4 protein-coding genes are annotated in these 17,439 nt (G+C 41.0%); all 4 read right to left on the bottom strand.

The features are described 5' to 3' along the window. Window positions 1-138: 138 nt before the first annotated feature. Complete coding sequence (locus M0051_RS16025; RefSeq protein WP_306742527.1) at window positions 139-522, bottom strand: hypothetical protein; 384 nt, start codon at window positions 520-522, stop codon at window positions 139-141. A 9-nt stretch (window positions 523-531) separates the two neighbouring features. Next, window positions 532-3,450, bottom strand: coding sequence for an RHS repeat domain-containing protein (locus M0051_RS16020; protein ID WP_306742525.1), 2,919 nt, complete (start codon window positions 3,448-3,450; stop codon window positions 532-534). Further along, window positions 3,384-7,661: a SpvB/TcaC N-terminal domain-containing protein gene (locus tag M0051_RS16015; protein WP_306742524.1), complete on the bottom strand. Its 4,278-nt coding sequence runs from the start codon at window positions 7,659-7,661 to the stop codon at window positions 3,384-3,386. The genes M0051_RS16020 and M0051_RS16015 overlap by 67 nt, the downstream gene beginning before the upstream one ends. A gap of 237 nt (window positions 7,662-7,898) precedes the next feature. Further along, a complete protein-coding gene (locus tag M0051_RS16010) occupies window positions 7,899-17,375 on the bottom strand; it encodes a neuraminidase-like domain-containing protein (protein ID WP_306742523.1) in 9,477 nt (3,158 codons plus the stop codon). Between the last annotated feature and the right edge of the window lie 64 nt (window positions 17,376-17,439).

Raw genomic sequence — 17,439 nt, 5'->3', positions numbered from 1 at the left:
GCGGGGGGTTGAAAGAAAAAACCCACTCACATTGCTGCAAGTGGGTTGTGTTTACATTATTTTCTTTGAAAATAGATACGAGCGGAAAACGCTCGTACCAGCAGTTAGTTCATGCTCGGACTATCAGGGGGTATTTAATTAATCTAAACCAGTTGGAATTTCTTCAATATTTTCATTTATTTCGTCATAGTAATATGAAATGTTACCATTCCAATATCCTTTAAAGGAGAATCCTTTGGTAGGTAAATAAACATCTCCAAGATCTTCTATATCCATATCAGCAGCAGGACCTTTGGTTGAAAATGCTATTAAAGGGAAAACTTTATTATCATCATCATCTTTAAACCAATATTGGTCTTTCCATATTGAAAAAGGAAATCCGAAATCTTTTACGATTTTTCGTCTTGTTTCCTTATCTTTTATTCCTTGACGGATTAGAGAATCATTAAGCCAATGTATAATGAATACCTGAAATGTTGCAGCCATTTCCTCATATTCTTCTTCTTTTCTAAAATTACTCATATCAATTTATTATTTTAATTTGTCAGCCTTTGTTGCAGCATTTAATTCCATTCTAAAAGCTGGATAGTAGCTTCCATTGTCAAAAGTTTTATAAAAATCATCAACAGCTTGAATTCGTTCTTCAAGGGTGAAGTTCTTTTTAATTTTTGCTCTACTATTACCTTTTCTAGCAAACATATCCACTATTGTTCCGTCGGATAATGTTTTTTTGACCGTTTTTAAATGATCATCAAGAGCTCCTTGTAATATCGTATGTTTAGTACTTCCAAGGTTTGTTAATGATTTATGTCCGTAACGCAGATTATTTCCTAAAGACACAGGAAAAAGATGATGTTTTCCTGCTACACGTCTTGTGTAGTTAATACCGTCCGTTGGATCAAGAAAACTCTTTGTAAATTTTTTCTCAAGCAACTCAGGCACACCTTGTCTGACAAGAAATTCAGTAAGTTCTTTGCCTCCTTTTTTGAGCAAGGTAGCTATGTGTTTTGCATTACCTGCACCAGCGGTAGCTACTTCTACTAATACTTCAAACAGAATCTTACCATGCTGATATCCCGCTACACCGTTTCCTTCCTGAAAAGTTAGTTCTCTAAAATAATCACCTATTGCCCCAGGAATTGCACTTATTGATTCAGTTAAATTAGTTGCAACTTGATGTCTGAAATTTTCATCACTTATAAATTGTTGGGCAACAGTTAATGCAATTGTTGGAATTTGATCCATGGTTTGAGAAAAGTTTCTATAACCAGAATCAAAATAAGTCAAGCCCAGGTGTCCAACCATTGACAATGGGTTTTGCTTTTTGGTAAGGTACGTGCCCAGATAACCAACAAATTTAGCAGAATCTACGGTTTCAGCAGCTCCATCTACAATACCATATCCAAGCCCTGTAATATAATTAGCTCCTTTTGCTTTTTCTTTTCCAAAAATTGGACCTCTTCCTTTATAATCGGTTAAAGTGATAGGATTGTTGGCTGCATTACAGAATGGTGTTAATATTGGATATTGTAAAAAATCAGGATCCACACTCACAAACCTGCAAATCCAGGCTGCATAGTAACGGAAGCCATAATAGTAGAGTCCGGTTTCCTCATCACGTTCTTTGCCTACATATTTGTAGCGCTTTTGAGAGGTTTCGGTCTCGCTGCGGCCACTTCGGTATGAGGTAGTTCCAAAAGGATGGTACTCCTCGTAAGAAATGATATCGGCACTTTCGTCTAACTCTAATGAGGCAGAACCCAAATGGTTGTCGTACTGGTAGCGGATGATTGCTACAGGGTCAACTGTCAAAGAACCTTGATCAATGGTGAGCGTTTCGGCTGTTGCAATCTTTTTCTTATCGTCTGAGATATTAACAGTTGTGCGCTCTGTTACCAGTGAATTGCTAACAAATTTATGATATATTTCGAAATCACCAAAATAATATCGTTCCTCTCGAATATTGCCTTTTACTACTACTTTTCGCACGCGTTCTCCTCCTGCATTGTACACATAAAAGGCCTTGTTGCCATTGGCATCCAGTTCTACCTGGCTCAGCCAATCGTTGTAATCCCAGTGCATGGCTTGCAGGTGTGGCATGCTTAGCATATTGCCATGGGCATCGTAGGTGTACTCGTTCACTCCATCAGTATGTCCCAAAAGGTAATTGTTGTGGGCGTTGTAAAAGTAGTTGCGTGTCCAACTGCCTTCGGCATTTACCTTTTCCATGTTCCCCAGTTGGTCGTAGCTGTAGTTATGCGTATAGTTTTGCATGGCATTGGCAGCCGTATTGGGAAGGCCAATGTTGTTGGCAAAATCGCTATGTGTTGGCATGGCCAGGCTGTTCAACTCACGTCCGGTGGCTTTTGTTAAACGGTACAGGGCATCGTACTCGTATTGTCCTTTGGGCTCAATTACAGAGTTGCTGTAATAGAAAGTTTGCTGTGCCTTGTCAACCTGTTCTACAATATTGCCTACAGGGTCGTAGGTATAATTCAGGTCTTGCAGAATATCCTTTCCTGTATTTCGAGAGGTCAGCAATCGCGTTAAGCGAAAGGTTTTTGCATCGTATTCATATTTGGTTTTGCTGCCATTGGCATAATAGATATCGGTGCGCTGTCCTTTCTCGTTGTAATTGATGTTGTTGATGTAGGCTTTTCCGCCAGAGCTCATGCTTTCCAGCAATCCTGCCTTGTTGTACTGGTAGGTTTCCACCGAGCCATCGGGTAGGGTTTTGCTCACCGGGCGGTTAAGGGCATCAACTGCAATTTCAGAGGTGTAGACTTTGGCTTGTAATGCCTGACTTTTAGCTAAATCTCGGTAGCCCTGGTAATCGGAGTAAAAGGTTTTGCCTGTCATTTCAGGGTTTCCTTTAAAGTCGTAGCTTACCATTTGTGTGCGGCCACTTTGGTCGTACTGGAATTCCAACTGCCCGATGTTGTTCAGAAAATCTGAGGTACCATAAACCTGTTCTTGTACTTTTATTTCAGTATTGTTTTCTTCTTTTAAGTAAGTAGCTAATGGGCGTCGCAGGGCATCGTAGGTATAAACCACACGAAAGGATTCGTGCGGCAGCGCAGGATTTCGGCTGTCCCATAGGTATAGTGGCTGCCCGCCTGCATCGTTCAGCATTGTGCGTGTACCCGAGTCGATATTGTGTACTTGCAAGGCTTGTTGCATGGCAAAAGTATTGGTGGTCATCAGCCTGTTTTTGGCATCGGTAACTTCTACGGGGCGACCTGCAATATCAAGCTTGGTATGCACACGGTATTTGCCATCGCTGCCATTGTCGTCCTCCACCATATACTCGCGGCCCATATTGTCGAAATAACGTACCTGCGGCGTATCGGCATGTTTGGCAGCGAGCCATGCAGCCCTTTCATTTAGGTCGGCAGGTTCGGAACCGGTTGGGTCGGGACTTCCCAAATTGGTGTACCATTTACTTTCCAAAACTGTATCGTTTTGGTCGTAATTGCGCTGTTCCCAAGGGTAAACTCCACTTTGGTAAAGGTACCATCGGGAAGATTGGTGCGTATGTTACGTCCTGTCGGATCGTAATATAATACCGGGCTTACACCATGTTGAACCAATACATCTTCATCTTCAAATTCGTGTGTGGTACTAAAATAGGGTTCGTACTGGCGTACCACCATGCCTTTGTTGTTGAATACGCTACGCCCGGTGCCTGTCCAGCGGTTTGAAGTTTGTACGGTTTGTACTGAACCATCAGCGCTTACCTGCATGGCTTTGCCATCTTCGGCCTGAACTTTGGTCATTACCAGGTTTCCCCAGCCACCGGTGTATTCATAGCTCTCTACCCATTGGCTGTTCAAAGGTCCGTGTTTCACATGCAACTGTACATGTCCCTGTGCTGGTTTTTGCTCGCGGGTCCAGGCATCCAAATCGTAGCTGTATTTCATGCTTGGGTCGGCAAGGGTATCGCCTTCATCCTTGGAACCAAATAATGCCACTGCCTTCACCATTCCACGGGTGTCAAAAGCCAATTCCTGTCCATTTCCATTGGGATCGGTCAGTTTTTTTACCTGCAATACGCGATAGTCTATCTCGGCTGTGTTTTTAAAACCCAGGGCATCTGTGGTTCCGGTCAGCATCAAATGATAGGCATCGTATGTCATGTGGGTTTTGTTCCCAAAAGCATCGGTCTGCATGCCTGGCAGGTAGAAAGCCAGTTTGTTAAAGCTGACCACTTCCGAAGGAATCCACCAAACTCCGGACTGATCACCAGTTCCTGGTTCAAACACGTAAGCTGCCTCATTGGATAAGCGTTCTATGCTGTATTTCTCGCCCGAAAGATCTACCTTGTTGATCAGATCTTCAGTTAAATCAGCTGCAAGCGATTTGTAAGGCAAGGCATGAGATGCAATTTGTCCCAATGGCAAGCTTCCTGTTAAAGCCTCATCGTAGAAAAATGATTTCTGATGTTGAAAACAACGCTTTTCCAATTTGCTTGAGGGTGCAGCAGAGAAATTAATTTCGTTGGCAAAATCCAAAGCTGCCTGCAAACTTTCCTTGTTGAAAGGATTTCCGGTATACACCAAACCCGTAAATTCCAGCTGTTTGCTTTCATAAGCAATCCCAATCATTTGCAGATTGCTTTCGGAACGGTTGATGTAAGCGTTTTGTGAGCAAAGCACTTTTAAACTTTTCTGTTCGTTGGTAGCCAAAGCAGAACGACGAGGATAAGCAATGCTAAAAGAATCCAATACATTGCCGTAATCATCGGTGTTTAAAGTTAGCGTATGGGCAATTCTTGGATCATTTGCATCTCTTTCGTAATGGTAAGAGATGGCCTCGTTGTTAATCGGCAAAAACACGGCATGTTTGTTTTGGCCCTTGGCTTGCAAGAGCTTTACGGTCATGTTTTTTTCTTCCACCATATAAGGAAGGTCTTCTTTGCCTGATCCATCCTTGGCATAAATCTCGGAACGTAACAATTGCCCACGCAGTGCACGACATGCTTCACGTTCTTCTTCGTGGCTTAAGCCTGAAGGCAAAACAGAATCGGGAAGTGTCCAGGCCTGGCTATCGCCCTTAAAATATTCCTGTGCAAATTGCGTAGAAATTGCCTCTCTGTTTTTGTAAATGCCATTGTGAAACCAGCTTTTTGTGTATACAGGATCTTGATACCCGTTAGTAGAATCTACAAGATCTTCGGTATCCCATTGTTCTACCATACCAAAACCCCGGAATTCGCGCTCGTATACATCGTAATGTCCGTGGTGGTAAGCATATTTACTTACCAGTTTGGTATTGCTTACTTGCTCGAGATCTTCTACGCGTTCCAATACCTGAACAGGGAAGGGGAGACGGGTGAACCATGGCTTGCCAGCCAATTTATCCTGCATGTAGAATTTGGTAGAGGGAGCATATTGCAAATTCACCTTGCGGCCCATATTGTTTTCGAAAGCCGTTAACAAATAGGGCTTAATGCCTGATGTAAGTTCCACAAAAAGCAAGTGATGCTGGTGGTGTGGTAATGGGGAAGACCAAACCAAACAGGACGTACCATTTCCCATTAGATCGCTTACCGATACCTGCGATAAATTATCAACAGCCGGGAAAGCACTGATAAAGTTTGCATTGCTCCAGGAGTTACCAGCCTGGTTTTTATAGTAGGCAACTTGTGAGGCATTTAAATAGATGATATCGGTTGTGCCCGTGCCATCAACATCAGTTAAAAGTACTCGCGATGGGTTAAAACGATCGGGCGCATCCAATAATGGCGGATTGGCCATTAACACTTTTTCGCCAAAACGACCATAACCCATGTTTGGCCAGTAGCAAACCGAATGGTGTGTGATGCGCACAATGTCGCTCAAGCCATCGCCTGTCATGTCAGCCAGGTAAACGGAGTTTTTGGCATCGGAGAAGAGTATTACGGGAGCCAAATCATCATCATGACCCATATCTATCTTACGATAGCCTTTGTATCCTTCTTTCCCTGCCGAAAGGTAGAGTTCGAAGTAATTGCCACGACTAATTAGCAAGTCGCCCAAACCATCGCCCGAAAGATCAATTTGCTTCACATCCGGATGGTTCATGTCAACATTGGGCATGTTGTTGAATGACTGAAAATTTTGCCACTCACCATCCTCATAGCTGTAATATCCATGAATGCCGGGAGCGTGAACAATCATTTCGGCTTGCGAATCGCTGTTTACATCGCCCAGGTAAAAAGAAGCAGCACGAGCTTGTTTTACATTGGGCTTTAGGTCTAGCTGTTGTACTTCTCCAAAAACAGGAGTTGGATCGGTTATGGTTTCGCTGCTGTCGGTCCAGTGGGCATCGCCCAGGTTCGGCTTGTAATACCAGGCTTCATTTTCGGTTTTTAGCAGAGAGCTAATGCCTTCACCATGCAAATCGGCCCATTGCCAACCTGATGTTGCCAAAGCATTGGGTAGGTTGTCCATCGCATCTTGCTTGACGCTATGTAATTTGCCGCTTACCTGTGCTTTGCTGTAGGTAAAACTTAAAGGAGGCATTGATGCAGTTTGTGCACCATCGTGAGCAACATGTTCCACCTGCATGAGTTGTGCCATGTGTTCATCCTTGCTGTACTGTAGTTTGGTAGATTTTACCAATTGGGCATTGGCTCCCAGGTCGTTTGTGAAATGATGAAACATGAGGACACGTTCGCACAAACGATAGGTACGCATTTCGAATCCTGCCCGGTACACCGAGAAAGGATCCTGACGTTTGTTCCAGCTTGCCGTTGGTGTTACAGTACTTCCATTGCTGTTGTAAGTGCTGTAGTTGCCATAGTCGAAGGCCAGGGTAAAAAGCCAATTGCCTGCATAATTTCCATCAACAGGCTCGTACATATTGGTGTTGCCATATAGCACCTGGTTGGGATAGATGTTGGTAAAGGCTTTGTTGCTTGCCAGGCGATGTTTTTCGTATTCATCAGGTGAAACATTGTCGCTGTTTTCCTTCAGGTAGGTATATCGCATCAGGTTCCCCAATGCGTCGTAAGACTCTTGCAAATACCAGCTGAATATTTTTGTGGAATCATTGGGATGGGCAATTCTGGCGGATGCATCTTTTCCATATATGGATGTAAGATTTTCTTTGGAGATGGTGCGCCAGTGTACTTCGCCATTTGTGGTGTTGCGCCATTGTTCTATTTGGGCAAACAAACCTTCGGTACGAGGTCTGTAGCGTTTAATCACATAATCACCTTGGCTTTGTGTTGCTTCATCAACAGGCACCAAATCTTCGGCTCCTGAAAGAATGAAGGTATCCGATTCGTTGTTGTCATCGTATTGAGGCAAGCCTTTGTCAGTTTTGCGAGTAATGTTAGGAATGCCAACACTCCAGCCCAAACCAAAAGCGGAATTTCCACCACCCGAATTGTAGGATAGTCCCAGTTGTGGGGTAAAGCCATTTCGTCCAGGACTAATGGACAGGGGAGCGCTCATCGAGAAGGTTCCAGTGACTGGATTGGTTTCGAACTTTTCGCCAATCCCTTGAATTGCACCACCTCCCTTGGGGAGGTTAATCAAAGATTGAGGCCCTTTTTGAGCCCCATCATTTTTCTCAGCATCAGCGGCCTGCCCAATCGGTTTTATATTTGATTGTGGTAATGCTGATGTTTGAGAATTGCTATGTTGTTCGGATTGTTCCGATTGATTGAAGTTCATAAGAAAATTAATTATCAATTAGTAATGTGTAATGAAAAATGATTCAAGTCTCTAATTGCTTGCATAATTAAAAGGGAAGTCCCGTTGCAAGGGCAGGTTGCCCTTGCGATTCGTAAGACCAATTATTATTTATCGGTATAATTAGGTGACGGGACTTCCGGAAGGAAACACTTCTTACAGCATGATTTGATTCAAGAATGAGAAGTTCAAATTCCGCTGCTAGAATGAATTCTTACTCTATGCAATGGTATATTTCATAACAATCATAAAGTCATCGCTGACAGGAATGTTTGCATTGCTTGATATGTCTACAGTTAGCTTATCAGCCAATTCTTTGCTGCTGTTTAAACCATTTGTTGTTAAAATGATAGGATCATCCTGAGTTTCACCTTTCAATTTGATGCCTTGTACAGCTTCAACTTCAATGGTTTTGCCTTGCAAGTAGAATGGCAATTGCGACCTCTTAATCTCAATGCTTACATTCTCACTTCCTACTTTAGCCCAAGCTTCAGGGTATTGTGCTTTCAGACTGAACATAGAAGCCAGGCTGTTGCCTTCGGTAAGCTGATTTAAACTGGTAATCAGATTGTTTTCTGCATTGGTTTTGTCTTGTGCAGATCCTTCTTCAGCAGTATAATTGATATGCATGATAACATCGTTAATGCTACTGTAGTCAAACTGACGCATGGCAGTAGGCAAGGACAGGTTCCAAACGTTGGCTGCATCGGCTCCTTCAAATGGCAGGTATCGGGCATCGTTGAAATTCAACTCAAACAATCCGCTATCGCTAACTGCGCTGCTGGTTGCCATGTTCTTCACTTTCACATTCTGATCGGCAATGCTTAAATTCGCTGATATGGAAGTGTAAGCCCCAGCCACACAAGGAATGCTTAAGGATACGCTTTTGATTCGGCGTTTTACATGTCCTGGATGATCTAAATCGTAAAGTACTTCAGGAATTACAATCTGACAGGTTCCACTGCTTCTTAAATCTAAAATTTGTTGTGGATCCAACATGGCTAGTGATACATGCTTGGTCAATTCATACTTGCGCTTGTTATTGGCCAGGTAATCGGCCTCCATTTTCTTAAGCTCTGTATACAATTTTTCACCGGCAAGTAAGCCTTTATCCTGTGCATTGAAAAAGTTATTGGTTAATGGCTGTCTTACTTTGTCAGGAGTCAGCTCGTAATGGTAAGCTCCTTCTGCCTGCTTGGCCATTTCGAATGCCAGGTTAAAGGCATCGCGATATACAACTGTAATAGCATCTGCCATTCTGAAATACAAATCCTTATTGGTGAATTTGTTGCTCAATACATCAAAATATTCTTGATTTTGCTTTACCTGTAGCTCATGATTTTCCAAATCTTTAATGGCAATTGCCTTTCGAATTTCAGCCGATAACTCCTGTTGCTTCAATTGCTCCAATTCGCGCTTTGCCATATCAGCCTGGAAGTTCCAGTCTTGCTTACGGCGTTCGTAGCCGGCAATGATACCTGCTTTCGTACCTTTTTGACTAGAAATTGAACTTAGCACACTTAAAGAAGACGAAATAATTGCCATTCCACGAGAAAGCTTTTCTCCACCCCATTTTATTGAAAATAATGGTGAACCTCCAAAGCCATTGGCACCAGCTTCTACATCTGGCAATAAGGAAGCGCTTGAAGCTGCAAGTTGAAGAGCCTGAGATTGAATCTGTAGTTTCATTGCCTGATTCATATAATTCAACTGCTGCTGCTCTCTACCGCTAATCTTTTTCTTCTTGCGATAGTATTTTTCCCTAAACTGGGTATTTTCCTGTTGCAATTTCAGTTGTTCAATGGCCTCTTCGGATTCTTCTACACTTTTGGTCTTGATACTTGTAATCTCATCAATCAGTTTGTTTTCGTGCTGAGTGCGAAGTACGCTAATCTTTTCCGTTTCTCCTTTTTCGAGAGCCGATAACAATTGTGATCCCAATGATTTTACTTCTCCACAAATTTCCAAAGCACGTTGCAGAAGAGTTTGGAATCGGTAGTCAGTAGAGTTGGCTTTGCCTGGATTCAAAAGTTCACCAATTTTAATGCCTGCCATTCGTGCACGGATCAATAATGCCGGATCGATTGGAGGAGCAAACAAGGCAACGGTTCGCTTAATTCCATCAATATTCAGGCTATGACGAATCTTGAATAATCTGTCGGCTACTCGATCCCAGTAGGCAAGCATTTTGTCATTCTTTGGAATGCCAAAGTAAAGCTTGGCCACATTACCATCGTGTTCCATTGCTCCGTATACATCGGTTAGCATTCCTTTTTGATCCTTCTCTTTGCTAAATGGTTTCGAAGCAATTTCCAATTCATTTGACTCTACGTACTTTTCAAAGTAGGCTGCATTTTCTGGTTTAATCAATCCTTCCTCAAAGTACTCAATGGCATTGCCCATGCCATCGCTGTTCATTTCACCATAGGTTTTAGGTACCAATATTTCCGTTTCAAGAACTTCAGGTTTACGACCTAATAACTGGGCTGCAATCATATAATACTGCATGGCTTCGTTGATGGATTCCGTGGTATCAATGCGGAACTGGTTATCGCCATGAGCAATAATAATATCCAGGTAACGCATGATTACTGCTTTCATATAAGCACCAGGTCGCATCTGAGCTACATTGTGAGGTTTAAACGGATCGCTGCTCCACATTTCAATCTGCTTGTTCAACTCTATATTCGAAGGATCCTGATCTTCTTTCATGTTCAAGTCGAATAACAGATCCTCAATACCAGTTGTAGCATTGTAATCGGCAAACGGCTTAAATTTCCAGTATCTGGAAGCATCTTCACCTTCAGTTTCTCGCGGGTCAAAAATGTAATGCATCCATCTTAATGCTTCTTCATAATTGCCTTCAATCAAGAAACGGTTTGCCAACAGGAATGGAATATGGAAAAACAGCTCCCAATTGTAAATGGAGTAGGCACCAGCTAAATCATATTCGAATTTCTCTGCGATGTACTTCTTGTTGTCTTCAGGTTCTGTAACTTCCAGTGTATTTTTCACCACTTCGTTGTTCAATTCAAAATCTTTTAAAAGATCTGTATTGGCTTGCTGTGGCAATAGCTGGTGATCTTTATGGGCAATGCCTAAAGGATCAAGAATTCCATCAATACCATATCGTTGCAGGTTGGAACGTAAGTTCTCCATGTATGGATGATAAGCCAGTCCGGCAATCATCTCAGGCTTGAAGGTCAATGGTTCTGCCATTAGCAGATCAGCATTCACTGGTTCATAAATAACTTCCTTATTAATTTGTGGTTCTTTAATTACGCACATGAACTCATGCTCATGGGTGAAGTAATGAGGCATTCTGTAGTCACAACGCTCATCTCTTCTCCACCTGTCATGATTTCTCTCTTCACGATAGTATCTGTCTTCACGATAATATCTGTCTTCGTGGTTACGACATGAATGCTCAGGATGATAGTACCTTCTGATTGGTCTGAACTTAGGTTCTGTATAGGTATATCGAATCACTTTTTTCAAAAGTACTGAGCTTCGTTCTGCTTTAACTCTTGGAATGAATACCACTGATTGTAGATTGGTTTCTACAACAAAAGGAGCGTTGCTGATGAAATGCTTGTATTGATGAGGATAAACCAAACGGGTGCGTCCTTTACTATTTTCAACCACATTGTTGGTATAGGCAATGCCATTGGTAGCAGCTACCGGTAATGACAACCATTTTTTGGAATTCTTCATCTGCACTTTTTGCCCATAGGTACTCATACCTTGAGGCATTACATAGTCCTTGCCTACAAAACTTCCTTGCTTTGTAAGGTGAATATGATTGAAACACTCCACGGAGAAGCTATGGCCTTTGTTTTCGCCTAAGAAAGTTTTTGGGTCATTCAAAATGTGTAAGTACTTGCTATCGCCGTTGTCATAAACCAGACGGTAATCATATTTCTGATCTGTTCCTGAATTGTCAACCAATACTTTGTCTTCACAAGTACGTTTGCGAGTCCATTTGTTGTCGATAAGTTCACTCCAGCAAAGCTTCATCTCCAACTGCTTTTGTGCACGTTTTGGAGTAATGGTTGATCCTTCCGATGGATTTTTTACAGATAAATCATCATCGCTAGGTTCCTTGGCTACATCGTTACATTCCAGCCAGAAAGCTACCAAACGATCTTTAATAATGGCAGGAGCAATGTGCTCACTGTTGATCTCAATGCCCATTTTCTCCCATGGTGTCCAGTAGGATTCATTCACCAGCTTGCGGTAGAAATACTCACGAGGTTCGAATCGAGAACGACCAATTACATGCAGCACAGTGAAGTTATTGTGCTCCTCGTTGTACAACTGGCAGATTTCAATATTGGCCACTTGTTCGAATTTGGAAATGTAATCCATGTAGGAATCGTTAACCGTTTCCTTGGTAATTTCTTTCCCGGTAAGGTCTTTTTCCAAATCCTTAAAGAATGGGGTTTTGTTGTCGCGCAACTCAGGTTCCAGCCAGTTTTCAGGATACAGGAAGATTTTACGATTGGCTTCCCACACACGATACAAGCTCATCCATTCCCATTTCTTGGCATCTTCTTTGGTGAATGCAATGTCGGTTTCAAGTCCCAGTTGAATACGTTGAATAAAGGACTGCACTGTTAATGTTGCCTGAAGAATACGGCTGCTTGCAACAGCTGGTGTCATTTGAGTATCAATCATGAAGTAGGAATACAGATCGTAGATATCTGTAAACTGTTCACTCTTTTTCTCAAACAGGTAGTGTACCAGTGCATCTCGCTGCTTCATTCTAAGCTGGTCGCGTCCTGTACTCATTTCTGCCTTGTAAACAGCAGTATTGGCTTTTTCCTGAGCAAGTTTGGCAATGCTTTTAACTGATTGTTCTGCTTCCGCAAGATCGGTCCAGTTCCATTTAATCAGTTTCAGTGCATCGGCAGATTGAATGCCATATCTGTTTAAAAACTGATTGATTTCTCCAGCTTGCAGGAACCATTTCAGGTTGCTGTTGTACTTGTTGGTTTCCAACTCGTCATTGTGTTGCCAGTCTGTTAGAATAGCATGCCAGCCGATATAATTTGAAAGAGTAAGGTTCGCTTTATCAGTTGAAAGAATTTGATTGTAAAAGTCAAATCCATTCTTCCCATCCAAAAGAAATTGCTTGGCCTGGCAAATCGCAGCAAGTTTTGCGAAATCTTCGTAGGAAACTGGCTGCGCAGAATCCATAGGCAAGTTAAAGATGTTTACAGGACTGCTATCTATGTGAGCCAAATCTTCCAGGTTAATGTTCATTTCCTCGGAAAGAGACAAACTTTTAAGGCAAGACTTGATAGCAGAAAGCAGCTTGGTTTCTACAACGGAAGCCTCATCAATTCCCGGATCTGCTGTATAGTTGGCAAGATCCTTACCATCAATGGATTTTTGTTCCAGTACCTTTGAGACGAATGCTAATTCCAATTTTGTGGTAAGATTCAATTGTTCTTCAATTACAGGCTTTAAGGCATTTGCCCAGTCTTTTTTCTGATCTGAGGTTAATTTATCATTACCTTCTTCAAGTTCTGGTTTTAACTCATCTTTTTTGTCAAGAATATTAGCAACAATTTTCTTTGCTTTCTTCTCAAATTCCTCTAACTCGTCTGCACTTCCGAAATGTTGCAAAAGGAACAATAATTCCATTACATTCGTTTGGTTGGCAATTACGGTTTTTTGAACATTGCTTAGTGTTTCTACGCTTTTAACTAAATCTGTTGTAACATCAAACTGAATGAGTTTACAGTATGCCAGGAATTCCTCAATTTTTAAACCATATCCTTCGGCTAACTGCCAGGCAGTGATCATATTTTGAATACCTTTTGCAGTTAATTTTGGCTTTTTGTCGGTATTTTGCTCCAGGAAGTTTGAAAGGGCCAATAGCTCTTCTTCAGTTAGGTTCATTGCTTCCTGCAGATATTCCATAAATACATGGGCTTCGCCTTCAGAATTGTAAGCTGCAGCATTTAAAGGAGCTCCGCTTTCATCGCCAATGGTTAACCACTCTTTTAATGTTTCTTTATGCTCTTTTGGCAAATCATTGTCAATAAAGTTTTGGTTGATGAAAGATGTGGTATTATTGTATTCCAATACAACAGCCTTACCGAATATACATGCAATCTGATTGTCGGACAATCCAAGATATTCCTGTTGCATTTTCGCATAACCGATTCTTTCTGCTGCTGCTAAAGTAATCAGTTGATTGTTGCTGTTAATGGTTTTGTAGTAGGCTTTGTATGCCGGATTCAATAGTAAAATTGCATCCAATACAGGAGTCGACCATTCGGTAAGCATCATTAATCTGCGGAATTGGAACATGCGCATTAAGAATGCCTTCAACCTGTCGGTTGAGCCAAAATCAAGAAAAGCTGTACTCAATTCCTGTTTTCCACTGTAGTGGATGGTAAAGCGTTGATCGTTTTCACCATCTGTTACGTATGGATTTACGTAGTAGGAGGCAATCAAGGCATAGAATTCATCAAGTGTCATTACTGACTTTTCAATAAATTCTTTTACAGGTAATTTAGTAGGTGCTGCAGGATTAGGATTTTCTCCAAAAACAGTATCGAAAACAAAGTCAAGTACAGTGTTTGTATTTGTTGGGTTTTCAGGGAAAAGTACCTGTTCTTCACTGGTCATTCCCAAAACGTCGAAATATGGATTTACCGCATTTTCAACCATTTTGTAGTATGGTTCGGCCAGTTTGGTTCTATTAATTCCCAAGGCTTTGCCAAACAGCTTTAGCTCTTCACTAAACAAATCGAAAGGTTTCGATAGCCATGAATTGATGGTGTTTTTCTTGATTTTATCATACACGGAATACTGTGTGTATTCAGGATCGGTTTTTAGCTGTTCTTCGGTTTTTGTGGTGTCCCATTTATCAATTGAATAGTTTCCATTTTCATGATGATATATTGCATTTTCCAATATTTCCATTACCAAATCGATGTATGGTAAAGGAGTTAATGCATTGGTGCAGTTCAATGGAACTTCTGCAATATCCGGACGACGTTTGATCAGCTTTTCGTATAAAGTGATTTCATTCTCGGTATCACTTACTTTGAATTGTTTCAATACATTTAGTACATCTACTAAATAAGCAGCCGGTCCTAATACTGATTCACCATGTTTGGTATCTGTTACATCCTGATCACCAAAAAGAATTGACATTTCAGGCAAGCTCAACAATTGAACCTCACTTTTATTGTCGGATGAAAGTTTCTTGTCTTTAACTATAACAGGCATTCCCGAATTGGCGCTTCCTGAATATTTGTTTAAAATGGCAAGTGCTTTATTTACTTTGTACTCGGCAGTGCTGTATAACTTAAGGCATACTTCATCCTCTAAAACAGCATTCATTTTATTGATGAAATTTTTTCTGCCAGCTTTTACGATGTCGTAAGCCGATAGGTAAGCATTATCTATTAAAGCTTTAATGGTATCATACTTACCTTCAGACGTAATGCTGTACACACGCTGAATAGTAGTCAAGAAGTTAATAAAGTCTTCTTTAGTGTATGCACCTAAACTTGAATAGAATGTACTTAGAGCATTATCTACTGTGGTGGTTTTAAGGAAATCACGAACAGGTCCTTTTTCAATGTCAAATGTGGAACCGGCAGTATCAACAATGCCATAGAAATGAGCGCTGCTAATCATGCTTTCATCAATTAATTTGACTCTTAAGGCATTGAACATTGTTGTTAAATTGGTCTCTCCTTCAATTGCGAAATCTACATTCGGTTGTGCCAAATCAAAAAGAAGAGATTCAGTAGCAAATTTATCCTCAATCTGATTGTAAATAAAATTAGCGTAAGCTTCTGCTGTTGTTATTCCTTCTGGCATATCATCAGAAGCCAATACATCAGCAGTTATTTTATTTTTAATTTCAGTTCGAGTCATCTTTAGTAAATTACTGAAAGGCAGTAATTCTTTAAGATTAGATGTTGCGTTTAATACTAAAAACTGGTTCACAAACTTCTCATTGGCATTGCAAACCTCACTGTATTGAATGGCAAGTTCCAATTGTGCTTCTTCATTTGCATCAAAAGGCAATGCCTGCCAAAAATCACCCTCTAATTCTTCTGTTAAATCGGTATTCTCATAAGAGAATTGGGCCATTGTTTTGATGAAGGCATCTTTCTTTGTAGCATCAGCCATAACAGCTTTTACAGCGTCACTTTCAATGCCTGTGAACACCTCGGTGAACTCTTTGGCTACCACAGCAAGTAGTCTGGTTCTAATGTCTTCCAGAGCTTTTGTAATGTCCTTTGTTGGAATCGTACGATCATCAATAGCTTCCTGAATTTTTGCACGTAAAGTATTGTCAGACATGCTAAAGAAAACTGCAACATCCAGTTTTACACCCTTGTTGACCAGGCCAAACAGAATTGCTTCGTAATCTTCCAACTTCATCTGATTTTTAAAATCGCGAGCCTGGCTCAGGTTCTGCACATCCTCTTCGCTTACACCAATTAGTGAGGCTACAAATGGAGTCTCTTCTGCACTGTATCCTTTAATTAAGCTACGAGTAGGGGTGGTGCTGTCTGCTGTATTGCTTGCAGGAATTAATTCTTCCTCACGGTTAATGATTCGTGAGTATTCGTCCAGAGTATTGGTTTCAAATAAGTAATTAATCTCCTCTTCTTGATTGCTTGTTACCAATTGTGGAGACCAGTAGGAATTGTAGGTTTCGATATAATGATTGTGTAATGTAATCTGTCCGGAGGTAACACTTTCCGGAATGCGAATGTAGGTTTCCCGTGCTTTTCCATCGGAGTGGTAAACTACCTTTTTATCGAGTACCCGGTAATATTTATGATTACTGTCATTGAACACTCTTCTGTAAAAAAGCTTTTCCAATGGAGTACTTTCATCTACCCATGAAACCAAGCTTGCGTTTACCTTACCACTTTCAGAAGTATTCGAAACGTATTCGTAAATTTTACTATTTGTCTCTGTGATTACTTCGAACCACTCACCTTCGGAGTAATTGCCGCTTGCGTTAACTACTTCTGTCGTAATTTCAGTTGCGGTATCGCCTAAAATAGAAGGATTGGTACTTGCGAATTCCGATAAAACATCCTCATTATTATAGAATTTTAATCGTAAAGCATTTTTTTCATTACCATAATAGGGAATTTTATATTCTCCATTAATGTTGGTAAAAGCTTTTGCTCCATCAATTAAAGTAGCAGTAGAGCTGTCGTTGTCAGCATCTCTGTATAATTCAATAAGACAACCTGCTGCATTCACATAGTTCTGGCGCTTAACAACACCACTTACCGATGATCTTGAAGCAATAAACAGATTCTTTAGATAAAGGGGTTGTATGGTTCTAATTTCTACATTACCATTTCCAACCAGGCCAAGTTGTGTGCCTCCCTGGTAAACGAAAAGTTCAACAGGATTGTTGATGTCTGGATTGTTATTAATAATCAGTTCGCTTGCAAGAAACTGAATGCTAAAGCTACCATCAGCTCTACAGGCAGTTTTTTTTCTGTAGATCAGGTTTTTATCTGAATCGTGTTGATAGGCATACACATACAAGCCTTTGCCCAAGCCTGAAGTGGAATGATCGAACACGCGACCGGTAATCATGAACGAACTGTGTTGTTTACCTGATTCAGGTTCAAGTCTTTCAGGTTCTCCTCCTGGACCTAAATCGTCAAATATATCTTTTTCATGTATCATATTGATATTTGTTTATTAAATACTGCTGAGGATCAATGTAAAAGCAGTATTTGATGTTTCAATT

It is taken from the genome of Marinifilum sp. D714, from assembly GCF_030851345.1.
In the GTDB taxonomy this organism is placed as follows: Bacteria; Bacteroidota; Bacteroidia; order Bacteroidales; family Marinifilaceae; genus Marinifilum.
The sequence above is the reverse complement of the archived record's forward strand: the minus strand, read 5'-3'. Positions and strand labels throughout refer to the sequence as shown.

Bases quoted from the DNA above. Each gene is read 5' to 3' on its own strand.
- M0051_RS16025 (WP_306742527.1), bottom strand. From the start codon at position 522: ATGAGTAATTTTAGAAAAGAAGAAGAATATGAGGAAATGGCTGCAACA.
- M0051_RS16015 (WP_306742524.1), bottom strand. From the start codon at position 7,661: ATGAACTTCAATCAATCGGAACAATCCGAACAACATAGCAATTCTCAA.
- M0051_RS16010 (WP_306742523.1), bottom strand. From the start codon at position 17,375: ATGATACATGAAAAAGATATATTTGACGATTTAGGTCCAGGAGGAGAA.